At 57.6% G+C, this 13840-nt stretch carries 17 protein-coding genes; 13 read left to right on the top strand and 4 right to left on the bottom strand.

The genetic code is table 11. From position 1 onward, the window contains the following. Positions 1 to 43: 43 nt before the first annotated feature. The 4 genes from ACXWTF_RS07750 to nifT are packed head-to-tail and all read left to right on the top strand — an operon-like array spanning position 44 to position 4039. Positions 44 to 1015, top strand: a complete 972-nt coding sequence (locus ACXWTF_RS07750) for an iron-sulfur cluster assembly scaffold protein (RefSeq protein WP_461714426.1) — start codon at positions 44 to 46, stop codon at positions 1013 to 1015. Continuing rightward, the gene (locus ACXWTF_RS07745; RefSeq protein WP_461714425.1) at positions 1015 to 2136 is read left to right on the top strand and encodes an aldo/keto reductase; all 1122 of its coding nucleotides are present in this window, start codon (positions 1015 to 1017) and stop codon (positions 2134 to 2136) included. The genes ACXWTF_RS07750 and ACXWTF_RS07745 overlap by 1 nt, the downstream gene beginning before the upstream one ends. Then, positions 2126 to 3790 (top strand): L-aspartate oxidase, encoded by a 1665-nt coding sequence (locus tag ACXWTF_RS07740; protein ID WP_461714424.1) that lies wholly within the window; start codon positions 2126 to 2128, stop codon positions 3788 to 3790. Before ACXWTF_RS07745 ends, ACXWTF_RS07740 begins: the two co-directional genes overlap by 11 nt. 27 nt (positions 3791 to 3817) lie before the next feature. Next, positions 3818 to 4039, top strand: a complete 222-nt coding sequence (gene nifT, locus ACXWTF_RS07735; RefSeq protein WP_461714423.1) for a putative nitrogen fixation protein NifT — start codon at positions 3818 to 3820, stop codon at positions 4037 to 4039. Positions 4040 to 4058: 19 nt separating this feature from the next. Here nifT and ACXWTF_RS07730 read toward each other — a convergent pair whose 3' ends face one another. Both ACXWTF_RS07730 and ACXWTF_RS07725 read right to left on the bottom strand, forming a co-directional pair. After that, complete coding sequence (locus ACXWTF_RS07730; RefSeq protein ID WP_461714422.1) at positions 4059 to 4304, bottom strand: hypothetical protein; 246 nt, start codon at positions 4302 to 4304, stop codon at positions 4059 to 4061. A 145-nt stretch (positions 4305 to 4449) separates the two neighbouring features. Next, complete coding sequence (locus ACXWTF_RS07725) at positions 4450 to 5901, bottom strand: acetyl-CoA carboxylase biotin carboxylase subunit (RefSeq protein ID WP_461714421.1); 1452 nt, start codon at positions 5899 to 5901, stop codon at positions 4450 to 4452. Positions 5902 to 6072: 171 nt separating this feature from the next. Here ACXWTF_RS07725 and ACXWTF_RS07720 point away from each other — a divergent pair, with 171 nt between their 5' ends. Next, a complete protein-coding gene (locus tag ACXWTF_RS07720) occupies positions 6073 to 6942 on the top strand; it encodes an AraC family transcriptional regulator (RefSeq protein ID WP_461714420.1) in 870 nt (289 codons plus the stop codon). Between the two features lie 182 nt (positions 6943 to 7124). Here ACXWTF_RS07720 and ACXWTF_RS07715 read toward each other — a convergent pair whose 3' ends face one another. Beyond that, a complete protein-coding gene (locus ACXWTF_RS07715; RefSeq protein ID WP_461714419.1) occupies positions 7125 to 7292 on the bottom strand; it encodes a hypothetical protein in 168 nt (55 codons plus the stop codon). Between the two features lie 32 nt (positions 7293 to 7324). Beyond that, positions 7325 to 8971, bottom strand: a complete 1647-nt coding sequence (nifA, locus tag ACXWTF_RS07710; protein ID WP_461714418.1) for a nif-specific transcriptional activator NifA — start codon at positions 8969 to 8971, stop codon at positions 7325 to 7327. 185 nt (positions 8972 to 9156) lie between these two features. Between nifA and ACXWTF_RS07705 the strand changes: the two genes are divergently transcribed. The 8 genes from ACXWTF_RS07705 (at position 9157) to ACXWTF_RS07670 (ending at position 13771) form a co-directional block, all read left to right on the top strand. Beyond that, complete coding sequence (locus ACXWTF_RS07705; RefSeq protein ID WP_461714417.1) at positions 9157 to 9711, top strand: redoxin family protein; 555 nt, start codon at positions 9157 to 9159, stop codon at positions 9709 to 9711. Positions 9712 to 9735: 24 nt separating this feature from the next. Continuing rightward, positions 9736 to 10170 (top strand): ankyrin repeat domain-containing protein, encoded by a 435-nt coding sequence (locus ACXWTF_RS07700; protein ID WP_461714416.1) that lies wholly within the window; start codon positions 9736 to 9738, stop codon positions 10168 to 10170. Continuing rightward, positions 10163 to 11392, top strand: coding sequence for a nitroreductase family protein (locus tag ACXWTF_RS07695; RefSeq protein ID WP_461714415.1), 1230 nt, complete (start codon positions 10163 to 10165; stop codon positions 11390 to 11392). The genes ACXWTF_RS07700 and ACXWTF_RS07695 overlap by 8 nt, the downstream gene beginning before the upstream one ends. Positions 11393 to 11413: 21 nt before the next feature. Next, positions 11414 to 11737 carry a hypothetical protein gene (locus ACXWTF_RS07690; protein WP_231018233.1) on the top strand — a complete coding sequence of 108 codons (324 nt, stop codon included), beginning with the start codon at positions 11414 to 11416 and terminating at the stop codon, positions 11735 to 11737. 42 nt (positions 11738 to 11779) lie between these two features. Next, on the top strand, positions 11780 to 12124 hold the full coding sequence (locus ACXWTF_RS07685; protein WP_461714414.1) for a nitrogen fixation protein NifQ: 345 nt from the start codon (positions 11780 to 11782) through the stop codon (positions 12122 to 12124). Between the two features lie 48 nt (positions 12125 to 12172). After that, on the top strand, positions 12173 to 13183 hold the full coding sequence (locus ACXWTF_RS07680) for an ATP-binding protein (protein WP_461714413.1): 1011 nt from the start codon (positions 12173 to 12175) through the stop codon (positions 13181 to 13183). 132 nt (positions 13184 to 13315) lie between these two features. Beyond that, positions 13316 to 13456 (top strand): hypothetical protein, encoded by a 141-nt coding sequence (locus tag ACXWTF_RS07675; protein WP_231018229.1) that lies wholly within the window; start codon positions 13316 to 13318, stop codon positions 13454 to 13456. A gap of 114 nt (positions 13457 to 13570) precedes the next feature. After that, positions 13571 to 13771 carry a hypothetical protein gene (locus ACXWTF_RS07670; RefSeq protein ID WP_461714412.1) on the top strand — a complete coding sequence of 67 codons (201 nt, stop codon included), beginning with the start codon at positions 13571 to 13573 and terminating at the stop codon, positions 13769 to 13771. Positions 13772 to 13840 lie beyond the last annotated feature (69 nt).

The following is a 13840-nucleotide window of genomic DNA, read 5'->3' as shown; positions in this document are numbered from 1 at the left end:
TGCATAATGGCCGGTAGAAATCTTTTTTAAAAGGGGTCACACAATGGCTAGAGATGATTTGATCGGCGGAGCGCTCTGGGAGGAGTACTCGACCGAAGTACAGCGTAGAATGAACGATCCAATCAATATGGGTGAACTCACAGAATCCGATGCCGGCGACGATAAACTCGTTATTGCCGATTTCGGTGCAGAGAGCTGCGGCGACGCCGTGCGTCTTTACTGGCTGATCGACCCGGCGACGGATACGATCAAAGTGAGCAAGTTCAAGAGTTTCGGTTGCGGTACGGCGATCGCCAGTTCCGACATGATGGCCGAGCTCTGTATGGGCAAGACCGTTGACGATGCACTGAAAATTACCAACATCGACGTCGAAAAAGCCCTGCGCGACGATCCGGACGTTCCGGCGGTCCCGGGCCAGAAGATGCACTGTTCCGTTATGGCCTACGACGTCATCAAAAAAGCGGCCTCCATCTACAAGGGTGTCGATATGGAGAGCTTCGAAGATGAGTTCATCATCTGTGAATGTGCCCGTATCACCCAGGACACGATCATGGAGGTCATCAAGCTCAACAAGCTGACCAGCGTTGAAGAGATCACCGACTATACGAAAGCGGGCGGTTTCTGTAAATCCTGTATCAAACCGGGCGGCCACGAGAAGAAAGACGTCTACATCGTCGACCTGCTCGAGCAGGCGCTCGAGGAGATGGCTGCCGAAGAGAAGAGCCGCAAGATCATCGAAGCGAAGGGCGACGGTACCTTCGAATCCATGGGCCTTGTCCAGAAGATCAAAGCGGTCGAGTCCATCCTCGAAGAGTATATCCGCCCGACCCTCAAAGCCGACGGCGGTGACGTCGAACTGCTTGACATCGTTGCGAACGAAGGCAAGTGGGATGTCCTCATCAAGTACCAGGGCGAATGTATGAGCTGCTCCATGAACACCACGACGACGCTGGCGGGTATCGAAGATATGCTCAACTTCAAACTCAAAGCACCGATCAAGGTAATCGTTACTTAATGGCCTCATACGCGACCAAAGAAGGCACATTCGGCTACCTGAAACAGTTCCCGAAATACAGCCGGGACTTCTTCCGCTTCAACGGCGAGGCTTTCCTCTCGTCGATGGGGCTCGGGACCTTCCGCAAAGAGCCCTACCGCGAAGAGAACTATGTTCTCAACTACAAAGATGCGGTCAAGACGGCGGTGCAAAACGGCATCAACGTCATTGATACGGCGATCAACTACCGCTACCAGATGAGCGAGCGTGAGATCGGCGAGGCATTAGCCGAGCTTTTTGCAGAGGGCAAAGCGACCCGCGACCAGCTGTTTATCACCTCCAAGGCGGGATTTATCCCCCTGGACTTCCCCTTCCCGGATCCTTACGACTGGATCAACAAGCATATGCTCGAAGCGGGGCTGGCGACGAAGGACGACATTGTCGTCGACCAGCACTGTATCAGTCCCAAGTTCCTGCGCTGGAGCGTCGAGACGTCGCTCAAGAACCTGGGCATCGAGACCCTGGACGCGCTTTTCCTTCACAACCCCGAGACCCAGCTCGGCTACGTGGATTACATGACGCTTCGCCTGCGTATCGCCGAGGCGTTCAAGCTCTTTGAAGCACTGGTGGCGGAGGGCAAGATCCGCCACTACGGCATTGCGGCGTGGAACGGCTTTTTGTACGAGGAGGGGCACACCGAGTACCTCAGCCTCAAAGACATCGTCTCCATCGCCGAAGAGGTCGGGGGGCCGGATCACCACCTGCGCTTCCTGGAAGTGCCGTTCAACCTCGCCAAGCCGCACGCCTACAGCTACGCCAACCAGAAGGGGCCCGACGGGCGCTACTATACGCTGCTTCAGGCGGCTTACGGTTACGGGCTGCAGTGTTTCGCGGCGTCGTCGCTGCTACAGATGAACCTCTTCAAAGGGAAGTTCGACAGCCGTCTGGGCGAGATGATGGGTACCGGCGAGCTCACGGACATTATCAGCGCACTGCAGTTCGCACGTTCCGGCGGGATCCTGAGCGCGCTCTTCGGCGCCGTCGATCCGCAGCACGTCGAGGACAATCTGCTGCTGGCCTATGTGCCGCAGCTGCCTCAGGAGACGGTACAGCGTGTCGTAAAGGGTGAGTATGCTGTATGATGTGATCGTCGTCGGAAGCGGGATCGCAGGTTTGCATGCAGCACTTTTTGCCAAACGCGCGGGCTGTCACGTCGCGGTACTGACCAAGAGCAACCCGTTCCGCTCCAACTCCGCCGTCGCATCCGGTGGCATCAATGCCGTCATTAACGTCAACGAATACGATTCGGTCGAACGCCATGTCAGCGATACCTATGACGGATCCGACGGCCTTGCCAATCTCGGGAATATCCGCAAAATGTGCGCCCAGGCCCCCGAGATCGTACAGGAACTCGGTGAGATGGGCGTCGGTTTCGATACGGACGAATCGGGGGCGTTCGCCCAGCGCCCCTTCGGCGGGGCCAGTGCGAACCGCACCTGCTACATCGCCGACCGGACGGGTTCGGCCATCGTGCAGACCCTGCTGATGCAGTGCCGCAACGAAGGCGTGCACATCCTGGCCAACCACAAGTTCCTCAATATCTGCAGTTTCAAAGAGAAACTCTCCGGTGTGACCGTGCTGCGCCGCCGCGACTCGCAGGTCATCGCGTTCGCCTGTAAATCGCTTATTTTGGCCGGCGGCGGGTATGCGGGGATCTTCCGGGGCCACTCCACCAACGCCCAGGAGAGCTCCGGCGACGTCATCGCGGCAGCGCTGCGTGCGGGCCTGCGGCTCTCCAATATGGAGTTCGTGCAGTTCCACCCGACGACGCTCGCGACCAACGGTTCGCTGATCAGCGAAGCGGCGCGGGGTGAGGGGGCCTACCTGGTCGACGAGACGGGGACACGTTTTACCGACGAGCTGCAGACCCGCGACAAGCTCTCCCGCGCCATCACCGAGCATATGCGCGAGGGGCATACGGTCTACCTCGACTTCCGTCATCTGGATGAAGCGGCCATCGACACCAAGCTCCCTTCGTCACGGAAAATGGCCCTGAACGGCGCAGGGATCGATATCACCACCGAGCTGCTGCCGATCACGCCTTCGGCGCACTACAGCATCGGCGGGATCTGGACGCGCGACGATACCTCGACGGACATGCCGGGGGTCTTTGCCTGCGGCGAATGCGCCGTCACGGGGGTGCACGGCGCCAACCGCCTCGGCGGCAACTCCCTGCTCGAGGGGGCCTATTTCGGCCGGATGGCCGGGGTCGAGGCCGCGCGCTACGCCCGCCGCCGCGAGTTCCGCCCCATCGACTACCGCGATGTGGACAAGGAGAGCCGCCGCGTCGAACTGATCTTGGAGGGGGAGAACCTCTACAACATCAACGCCATGCGCAAGAACCTCGGCGAATCGCTCTTCCGCAACGCCGGTGTCTTCCGCAGCGAAGATACGCTCTCATCCGCCCTGGAGTACTCCCACTACCTGATGGGGCGAAAACACGGCCTGCACTGTATTCACAAAGAGCGTGACAACAATGTCGAGCTGGCCTCCATCCTGGAGTTTGAGAATGCGCTGACCATCGCCGAGGCGATGATCCTCTCGGCGCTCAAACGCAAAGAGAGCAGGGGGGTGCACTATCGCGTGGACTACCCCGAGCGCGACGACCGCTATTTCAATGCCGCCTCCTACATCAAGCTGGTGGGGCGCGACTACCTCAAGATCTCGTTCGAGCGGGTCGTACGCGGCGGATTGTGGCATCACACCAAAAAGGTTCTGGCTTCGATCAAAGTCTGAGCTCCATCTAACAACAAAGGAAAAACAATGGCAAAAGTAATGTTAAGAGACAACGGGGAAGGTCAGATCCTCTTTTACGTGGCAAAGAAGGACATGGAGGAGATCATCAAGGAGCTGGAGTTCGACACCGATGAGAAGTGGGGCGGCAACGTCAGCCTGACCAACGGTGACGTCTGGTACATCAAACCGGGGCCGAAAAACCTCCCCGACGAAGTCGACGCCAAGATTATTACCCGCGGCGAGGAGTGATCCTCCCGCAGCAGCGGGCCTAGCGCCCGCCGAACGCCTTCTTCATGCGTTTGATGCTCGACTGCTTTTTCTTCAGCAGATCCACCGTACACTCTACCTCACCGGCATCCATTTCTTCACACAGGGCAAAACTGCCGATATGCTGGGACAGCAGGTCGTTGATACTTTTGTCGCTCTGCGCCTCTTTGAGTTTGCTGCACAGCGCCGCATCGACGTCACTGAGAAATTGAACTTTACCATCGGAAAAGATGATTTTTGTGGTCAAGGAACACCTCGTTAGTAAAATAAACACCCGGAATATTACCACATAAAATTCCAAATTGATCAAATAATATACAAAATGATTTCTCAACAGATTAAAAAATATGTTATGGACACCGACCCGCTGCTGCGGATGCGGTTGGTGGGGCCTAGTGGCGGATGGAGAGGTTGTTCTGTTTGATCGTTCCGATCAGATTGTTGATCTGCTCCATGCGCTCCTCCTCTTTCTTGATGCAGTTGATGGCGTCGAGATTGAACTTGTCCAGTTTCTCGTCGAGGTATGAAGTCGTGAACCGTCCCTCGATGAAGTCCTGGTCGCGGACGATCGCCTTGTGAAGGGGGATGTTCGTCGGCAGCCCGTCGATGTAGAACTCGTCCAGGGCGCGGCGCGCTTTTCGCACGGCCCCCTCCCAGTCCAGCGACCAGATAATGAGCTTGCCGATCATGGAGTCGTAATCCGGCGGGATGACGTAGCCGGCGTAGAGGCTCGTGTCGAGCCGGACGCCGGGGCCGCCGGGTGCCATATAGTTGGTGATCTTCCCGCAGGAGGGGAAGAACTGTTTCTGGGGGTCTTCGGCGTTGATACGGAACTCGATGGCGTAACCGCGGAAGATGATCTCCTCCTGGAGAAAGCGGAGTTTGTCCCCGGCGGCGATCTCGATCATGCGCTGAATGATGTCGATGCCGGAGATGAGCTCCGTGACGGGGTGCTCCACCTGGACGCGGGTGTTCATCTCGATAAAGTAGACGGTGTCCGCTTCATCGACGAGGAACTCGATGGTGCCGACGCTCTCGTAGCCCAGCCGGAACATCGCCTTGGTGGAGATGCGGAAGATCTCCTTGCGCACCGCGTCATTCAGGCGGGGGGAGGGGGCGATCTCGATCACCTTCTGGTGGCGGCGCTGGATGGAACAGTCCCGCTCACCGAGGTGTACGACGTTGCCGTACTTGTCGGCGATGATCTGCACCTCGATGTGGCGCGGGTTCTCGACATATTTTTCGATAAAGACGTCCCCTTTGCCGAAGAACTTCTTCGCCTCGTTCGTCGCGGAGTCGAAGAGTTCGTCGAACTCCTTTGCTTTGCGGACGATGCGCATCCCGCGCCCGCCGCCGCCGAACGCCGCCTTGATAATGACGGGGAAGCCGATTTCCGCCGCGACCTTCGCCCCCTCTTTTTTATCGGTGATGGCCGTCTGGGTCCCCTCGATGACGGGGACGCCGATCGCTTTCATCGCCGCCTTTGAGGCCGTTTTGTCGCCGAAGAGCATGATGTGTTCCGCCTTCGGACCGATGAAGATGATGCCCGCATTGGTACAGGCGTCGGCGAACTCGGCGTTTTCGCTCAGGAAGCCGTACCCGGGATGGATGGCGTCGCAGCCCGCTTTTTTCGCCAGGGAGATGATACGGTCATAGTCCAGGTAGGCCTGCAGTGAGTTGCCCAGGATGGGGTAGGCCTCGTCGGCCTTGCGGACCCAGATCCCTTCGGCGTCGACTTCGGAAAACATGGCGACGCTGGTGATGCCGAGCTCTTTGCAGGCGCGGATGATGCGCAGGGCGATCTCGCCGCGGTTGGCGACCAGGATTTTCGTAATCGATTGCATTGTGACTCCGTTTCGGACGCCTGATGGCATCCCGTTTAAAAAAGATGGAGACATTTTAGAGGGTTCCGAAAATTATTTCTTTCTATTTCATGCTTTTTTCTTTTGCAATTGATGTGAGTTTAATTATTATTAATTGTCAGTAAAATTGTCTATTATTGCTATAATGTAGCCATGAGAAAAGAGACGCTGCAAAAACATACGAAGATCGCCAACGATATTCTCTACTACATCTATACCCATATCGAGACCCATATCGACCTCGAAGAGCTCAGCAGGGACCTCAAAATCAGCAAGTTCCATATGCACCGGATCTTCAAGGAGATGTTCGGACAGAACATCTATGAAAGCATCAAGTCGATCCGGCTGCAGAAAGCCTCGAGCCTGCTGATCACCAACCGCTACTCGACGATCTCCGAAGTGGCGGCCCAGTGCGGGTACAGCTCCCACTCATCTTTTATCAAGGCGTTCAAGATGCGGTTCGGAAAGAGCCCGAAACGGTGGAGGGAAGGGGGGTATAAGACCTATTCGGACCGGCTGCTGCGCCGTGCGGGCATCGAGACGGCGAAGCTCTCCGAATTCGACGGCATGGAGCCTGTCATCGAAAAGCGGCCGGAGCTGGAGAGTTACTATATCCGTCACAAAGGGTATGACAGCATGATCAAGCCGACCTGGCAGAAGCTGCAGACCTGGGTGCTGGACAACGGGGTGACGGCGTACCGCCAGATCGCGCTCTTTCACGACAACCCGACGGTCACACCGCTGGAGGAGTGCCGTTACATCGCCTGTATCGAGACGGACGAGAAGGTGCGCAGCGACCGCCTGCCGAAGTTCAAGATCGCGTCGGGGATCTACGCCCGGTTCGACCTGCAGGGGCGCCACGAGGATCTCCTGCGGTTCATCCACTGGGTCTACCACGTCTGGCTGCCGCGCAGCGAATACGAAACGACGACGAAACCCTCTTATGCCGTCTACCGAAAGAACAACTTCCTCAGTGAAGACGGGACCTTCGACCTCAGTTTCTATATCGCGATTCGATACTGATCACAGGCCGTAGATAAGGGCGGAGGGGACGCTGTAAAACGCCATGGTCGCACCGCAGCCGTTGCAGGCGAGGCTGGTGCGCAGCGCTTGAAGCTTCTGATGATAGTAGTGCATTGCCATTTATAACTCCTTGTTATAAGGAGATTGCAAATGGCATTCCAGGGTTTTTTGCGGGTGCCGGGCTACTGTTTGCGCCCGAGGAACCAGCTTGGTTTCTCAGCGCGGCAGACCGGGGCGACCCCTCTGCTGCCCTTGCCGCACTCCTCTTTCTTGCGTCCGAGGAACCAGGTGCCGTAGGTGGACCCGATTGCGGGTGAAACAGTGGGGTTGTCAGATGTTGCGTGTGCCATGATAGTACTCCTTGGTTGGGGTTAGGGCATCGCTAGATGTCGATGCCGTACTTTTTGATCTTGTACCCGATCTGGCGCGGCGTCATGCCCAGCTGGGCCGCCGCCTTCGTCTGGATACCGCGGTTCTCGATCAGGGCCTGAATGATGGACTCCTTCTCCAGCTCCTGCAGGGTCGCCTTGGTGACCGGGTGCGACTCGGTGTTCGCCGGGGCCGCCTCCTCCAGCGGGGGCGGCGGTGCGACCGGTGCCGCCGGGACGGGCTGCGGTGCCGGCTCCGGCGTGGCGGGGTTGTAGAGTTTCTGGTAATTGAACGGCAGAACGTGGTTGAGCATCTCCGGCTGGACTTCGCCCTCGGGGCAGATCAGTACGAGGCGCTCCATCGTGTTCTGCAGCTCCCGGATATTCCCCGGCCAGGGGTAATCAAGCAGCAGCTCCAACGCCGCCTTGGAGAGGACCATGCTCTTGTTGTGCTCTTTCATGAACTTTTTCATGTAGTGTTCGACGAGCAGCTTGACGTCCTCGTAGCGTTCGCGCAGCGGCGGGAGGTTCAGCGGAATGACGTTGAGACGGTAGTAGAGGTCCTCGCGGAACTCCGACTTTTTGACCATCTCCTCGAGGTTCCGGTTCGTCGCGGCAACGAGGCGGACGTTGGTCTTGATCGTCTTCGTCCCGCCGACACGTTCGAACTCCTGCTCCTGGAGGATCCGCAGCAGTTTGACCTGCAGGGCCGGGGTGATATCGCCGATCTCGTCAAGGAAAAGGGTCCCGCCGTCGGCCAGCTCGAAGCGCCCTTTGCGCATCTCTTTGGCGTCGGTAAAGGCGCCTTTCTCGTGACCGAAGAGTTCGGATTCAAGCAGGGTCTCGCTGATGGCGGCACAGTTGAGCTTGATGAAGGGGCCGTTCTTGCGCTGACTGAGGTTGTGCACGGCCGTCGCGATCAGCTCTTTACCGGTACCCGTCTCCCCGCGTACGAGGATCGTTGCGTCCGTCGGGGCGACGGTCTCGAGCATGCTGAAGATCTGGCGCATCTTCGTACTGCGCCCGATGATGTTCTCGAAACGGTGTTCGCTGAGCATCTCCTCTTTATAGTACATCTTGAGCTGGTTGAGCTGTTCTTTCTCCTTGATGTAACGCTGCTGGATGGCGAGCGTCCCGCTGAAGAGGGAGCCGACGATGGTGAGCATGCGCACGATCTCGTCGAAGTTCAGCGGCGTGTCCGGACCGAGGTTGGCGGAGATGACCCCGGTGACGGCGTCGTCCTGGATGACGGGGACGGCGACGTAGGAGACCGATTTGCTGTTGACGACGCCCATTTTATTGAGGTAGTCGATGCTGTTGTGGATATTCTCGATGACGACGGGTTCGCCGCCGGCAGCGGCAAGGCCTGTCGCCCCTTCGCCGATCTTGTAGGTCGCCATGAGGCGCTGCTGTTCGGTCAGGTCGATCGATGCGTACAGTTCCAGAACTTCCTCTTCGTTCAGCAGGAACAGGGCGCAGCGTTCAAGGTAGTTGTGACGCTTGAGCAGGCGCATTCCCTGCTCAATCGTCTCTTTGATGTCCGTCGAGCTGGCCAGGATGACCGCGATTTCGTAAAGCAGTTCGATCTCTTTGTAGGCAAAGGTGAGCGAACAGGTCTTACATTCGGGCCTGTCGGGGATCACGGGGGAGTCATACATCATTACGTTTTTCTTTCTACTACAGTTTATAGCGTTTCAATCACATGGTTGAATCAATGTTCAGTTGTAATTATAGTCCAAGGGTATACCAAAATACGACAAATATGTAGTATAAAAAATAGGCAATATCACAATTTTAACAGGAACGTATTTTGCATTATCTGCGGAAATCTCACTGAGGATATGTTATGGAAATTACGGTACACGGCACCCCGACACCCCTTATCGGAAAGCAGCCAATGGTTGGCGGCGAAGCCCCGGCAGCACGCATCACGAAGCTTGACGGTTCACAAAACGTCATCGGCATGATCGCCCCCAATACCCAGTTGCTCATCGCTATTCCTTCGCTGAAGACGGAAGTCTGTTCCCTCGGCGCCAAGAAGTTCAATGAACTGCTCAAAACCTTCAAAAAGCTCAATGCCATCATGGTCACAACGGATGACCTCGATTTCGTCAAGGATTTTGCGGAAAAAGAGTCCATCGATGCTGCGGAAATCGTTGTGGACCCGGATCGCAACTTTGCCAAGAAGTACGGCCTGCTGATCAGTGAGGGCAAACTCAGAGACCGTATGGCCCGCGCCGTCTACGTCGTGGACCGCGATGGCGTCATCGCCTACCGCGAGATCGTCCCCGAGATCGTCGACGAAGTCAATTACGATGCCTGTATCGAGGTCGTTGACAAACTGGTCAACGAGAAGAAGACGGGACACGGCCACTCCCACGAGGAATGGATGAGCGTCTAAGACACAGCGAAGAAGGAGTCCGTCATGGCAGAGAACTACATTGCGTGGCTGCTGGCCCGCGGTTTTGACCCCAGCGACCTTGAATCCCGCGCCTTCAACGGCAACACCCCGCTGCTGCAGGCCGCGCTGGAGGGCAATGAGCTGATGGTGCAGCGCCTGCTCGAAGCCGGCGTAGACCTCTATGCGGTCAACCACGACTATAACGGCGTCATCTTCAACGCCTGTTATGCCGACAACGCCGCGATCATCGCCCGTCTCTTCACTGCCGGCGCGGACATCGACGATATCAACGAGAACGGCGAGACCCCGCTGATGTATGCCGTCTCCGCTTCCCGTCTGAACAGCGTCAAATGCCTTCTGAGCCTGGGCGCCGACCAATCCATGCAGAACATGGACGGCTACTGCGCCATCGATTTCGCCGTCAACCGGGACGTCCTCAATCAGCTGCGCTATGCGTGAGCTGTATGATGCCACGGCGCTGACGCCGCTGCGTGTCGCCCGTTCCGGCGGCTACATCGACTGGGCTTCCCAGCCCTCCCTTTTCAAACGCTACCCGGAGTTTCTCTACCGTATCGGTTTCGATGCCCATGAAGGACTCGCCCCGCTGGCGCTCTCGCGCTGCATCACCTTTGAAGGGGATGTCGGGGGCAAACCCTACCTGCGTCTCAACACCCCCTCTGCCGGCAACCTGCACCCCGTGGAACTCTATGTCCAGGTGCGGGGGGTCAAAGGGGTACTGAGCGGCACCTACCATCTGGACGCCCAGAAAGAGGAGATGGTCCTGATCCGCGAATGCGGCGCGGAGGGGCTGGAACACTTCGTCGGGATGGAGACACGCTTTGACGGTTTCATTTTTGTCGTCAGTGTCGTCCCGTTCCGTTCCGAATGGAAGTACGGCCACCGCGCCTGGCGCTACTGCTACATGGATGCCGGCCACCAGATCGGTGCGCTCTGCGCGGCGATGGATGCGCACGGGTTGGATACAACGCTGCTGGAGGACGCGGACTTTTCGGCGCTCAACCACATGATGGGCTTCGGGCAGCAGGAGTATGTCTGTGCGGCCCTGGCCGTCGGCACGGCGGGAGAGAAACCCGTCAAGCTGCCCAAAACGCCCCTGATGCAGGTGGCGCCGACCGATTACAACGAGAGCGACGGGGTCGTCCCCGGCTGGATCGTGCAGCACCATCCCGTCGGCAGGACGCTGCCGCCCCGGATGCGCAGTACCGACGAGGCGCTGCAGCGCGCCCGTCGTTCCGCCCGGGTCTTTGCAGGCAAGACGATGCCGGCGGATGCATTTGAACGCATTATGCATACGCTCACGCGGACGCCGGAGTGGATGAACGCCTATGCGATCGTGCTCCGGGACGACCAGACCCCGGCGGGTGTCTACCGCGGGGGCAAAAGAGTAAAGACGGGCGATTTCGCCGAGGCGATCGCCGCCATGCTCGTCGATCAGCGTTTTGTCGCAAACGCGGAGATCGTGATGGTCCTGAGTACGCCGGAGTACAGCGCGGACCTGCAGATGGCCTCGGCCGCCTTTGCGCACGGTCTCTCGCTGGAAGCCGCCTCCCGCGGGGTGGGCTACACGGCTATCGGGGCCTTTTACGATAAGAAACTGCAAACCTTTCTGGAGACGCCGGAGGACATTCTCTATGTCGGCGTCTTCGGAATGGAGCGATAGGGTGTATGGAGGTACCCTTTCATGAATGTCAAGAAAATGAACAAGGCACACAGTGCCGAAGCACAGAAGATCCTGAACATCTACCGCTTCTACCAGAAGGACGGGAATCTTTATCTCACGGCGGACGACGAAACCCTCGACGCGATTTTCGAGGCGGTCGTCGACGCCATCAACGACTGCGGTCCGCTCAAGGCGACGCTTCCCTACAACGAGTTCGTGCATCCCAGCAAGATGACGGCGGAGGGGGATCCGGGCTGGGTCGGCCATTTCGAGGAGCGGGACAACCGCCGCTTCTTCCTCAGCGACATTCACGACTATCTCTATCTGCTCTACGGCAGACAGTAGAACGGTATTTGCATGTTGATGAGTTATATTCAAGGAGATTCCATGACTGCGATCATGCCGCCTGAACATGTCAAAATGTATGAAGACGTCAAGACACTCCTCTCCGCGTATGCGGTCAACTACTACGCCAAGACCGTCCTGGCACCCCTGGTCGCCCAGAAGTCGCTGCTGATGGACCACCTGTACGAGGACATGGGCTTCCACAGCCGCACGGAGATGGGGGCGTTCATGAAGAAGAACTTCCCGGAACTGGCGGCGGAAAAGCCCAAGGACAAGCTCTGGAAAAAATACATCTACGACCGGGTCAATGCCATCGCCCCGGCCTGCGCCACCTGCGATGATCAGCTCACCTGCTTCAAATGCATGGTCAAAGAGCTGAGTGCCTGAACCCCCGGGCATCCGCACGTTAATTACTGAAAGGAACGCTAACCCTCAATGACGACACCATCCATTTCAACCACGGAACTTTACGACCATATCGATACGCTGATCAAAACGGACACGCCGCTGTTTATCCACGGCAGCCCCGGAATCGGGAAATCCTACATTGTCGCCGACGTGGCAGAGAAGAACAAACTGGAACTGGTGGATGTGCGCCTGTCGCAGATGGACCCGGTCGACCTGCGGGGCGTCCCGGCGATCCGAGACGAGCAGACGGTCTGGATGCCGCCGGTCTTTTTCCCGAAAGACCCCGACTCCGAGGGTATCCTTTTCCTCGACGAACTCAACTCCGCGCCGCCGTCGGTGCAGGCTGCCATCTACCAGCTCGTGCTCAACCGCCGCATGGGCGAGTACGACCTGCCCGCAGGGTGGCGGATCATCTGCGCCGGTAACCGCGTCAGCGACCGCGGGGTCGTCTTCCGCCTGCCCACCCCGCTGGCCAACCGGATGGTGCACCTGCACGTTCAGGCCCGCTTCGACGACTTCAAGCTCTTCGCGCTGAAAAGTAAACTGCACCACTTCGTCATCGGTTTCCTGGGCTTCCGCCCGGACCTGCTCTCGACCGAACCGGTTGTCGAGGACGACGCCAACCCGGCCTTCGCGACGCCGCGCAGTTACCACATGCTCTCGGACATTCTGAAATCCAGCCTCGATATCGGCAAGATCGCCCCGGTTATCTACGGCACCATCGGCTACGCCGCAGGCATCGAGTTCGTCTCCTACGTCAAGGTCTACGAGGAGCTGCCGGATGTCGCGGCGATCTACGAGGGGCACTACCCCGAGACCCCGAACCAGCCGGCACTGCTCTACGCGCTTGTCTCGGCGCTCGTCGAGTACTACAACGGCTCAGATACCCACAAAGACCACCTCTTCGCCTACAGCGAAACCCTCCCGACGGAGTTCGGTGTCATGCTCGTCAAGGACGTCATCGTCAAGGACGAATCCATCGCGACCCACGGCGCCTTCGACGCCTGGCTGGCAAAGTACGGGGAGTACATCCTTTAAAAAGGTCTGCTCGAAAGAGTATACCTCTCCTCTCTAACCGTCACGTCCGATCCGTCTCGGGCAGACTCTCTCTCACAAACGGCTCATGAAATTTTCCTATGCTTTCTGAAAAGAACGACAAAAGGATAAACGATGCGCTACCTGTTCATACTGCTCATTGCACTGCTTTTCAGCGGCTGTGTCGTCCGGGTGCCGGGGCCGCATCATCACGGCCCGGTCATCTACTATGACATCTATCCGTACGGCGGCTACCATAGGGGACACAGGTACTGAAAACGATGTGGCACAATGCCGCAATAGCCCTCAGCCCAAGAGGGCTCCCCGCGTCACGATCCCCCCACGATTTTTTTCTATGCTTTTCCTATCTAAATGAAAAAAGGATAGAAGATGCGATATTTGCTGCTTGCACTCATCCCACTGCTTTTTACCGGCTGCGTCATCCGTGCGCCGTACGCTTACAGAGGTGAACCGGTCATCTATTACGAGTCCGGATACCCGTCAGGTTATTACGAAGAGGGCCGTACCGTCTATAAACGCAGTAACGGTCATGGGCACGCCTACGGACACCATAAAGAGTACCGCCACTAAAACTTCTCCCGGGACGTTTTCTTCGTCCCGTTCTTCTTTTCCTGTATTAAATAGTTTTGTTTTGTGTTA

This window comes from Thiomicrolovo sp. ZZH C-3, from assembly GCF_054862725.1.
The sequence above is the reverse complement of the archived record's forward strand: the minus strand, read 5'-3'. Positions and strand labels throughout refer to the sequence as shown.

Coding starts and splice junctions, on each gene's coding strand:
- ACXWTF_RS07745 (WP_461714425.1), top strand. CDS start 1,015: ATGGCCTCATACGCGACCAAAGAAGGCACATTCGGCTACCTGAAACAG.
- nifT (WP_461714423.1), top strand. CDS start 3,818: ATGGCAAAAGTAATGTTAAGAGACAACGGGGAAGGTCAGATCCTCTTT.
- ACXWTF_RS07705 (WP_461714417.1), top strand. CDS start 9,157: ATGGAAATTACGGTACACGGCACCCCGACACCCCTTATCGGAAAGCAG.
- ACXWTF_RS07725 (WP_461714421.1), bottom strand. CDS start 5,901: ATGCAATCGATTACGAAAATCCTGGTCGCCAACCGCGGCGAGATCGCC.
- ACXWTF_RS07690 (WP_231018233.1), top strand. CDS start 11,414: ATGAATGTCAAGAAAATGAACAAGGCACACAGTGCCGAAGCACAGAAG.
- ACXWTF_RS07680 (WP_461714413.1), top strand. CDS start 12,173: ATGACGACACCATCCATTTCAACCACGGAACTTTACGACCATATCGAT.
- nifA (WP_461714418.1), bottom strand. CDS start 8,971: ATGATGTATGACTCCCCCGTGATCCCCGACAGGCCCGAATGTAAGACC.
- ACXWTF_RS07670 (WP_461714412.1), top strand. CDS start 13,571: ATGCGATATTTGCTGCTTGCACTCATCCCACTGCTTTTTACCGGCTGC.
- ACXWTF_RS07695 (WP_461714415.1), top strand. CDS start 10,163: ATGCGTGAGCTGTATGATGCCACGGCGCTGACGCCGCTGCGTGTCGCC.
- ACXWTF_RS07700 (WP_461714416.1), top strand. CDS start 9,736: ATGGCAGAGAACTACATTGCGTGGCTGCTGGCCCGCGGTTTTGACCCC.
- ACXWTF_RS07675 (WP_231018229.1), top strand. CDS start 13,316: ATGCGCTACCTGTTCATACTGCTCATTGCACTGCTTTTCAGCGGCTGT.
- ACXWTF_RS07720 (WP_461714420.1), top strand. CDS start 6,073: ATGAGAAAAGAGACGCTGCAAAAACATACGAAGATCGCCAACGATATT.
- ACXWTF_RS07685 (WP_461714414.1), top strand. CDS start 11,780: ATGACTGCGATCATGCCGCCTGAACATGTCAAAATGTATGAAGACGTC.
- ACXWTF_RS07750 (WP_461714426.1), top strand. CDS start 44: ATGGCTAGAGATGATTTGATCGGCGGAGCGCTCTGGGAGGAGTACTCG.
- ACXWTF_RS07715 (WP_461714419.1), bottom strand. CDS start 7,292: ATGGCACACGCAACATCTGACAACCCCACTGTTTCACCCGCAATCGGG.
- ACXWTF_RS07740 (WP_461714424.1), top strand. CDS start 2,126: ATGCTGTATGATGTGATCGTCGTCGGAAGCGGGATCGCAGGTTTGCAT.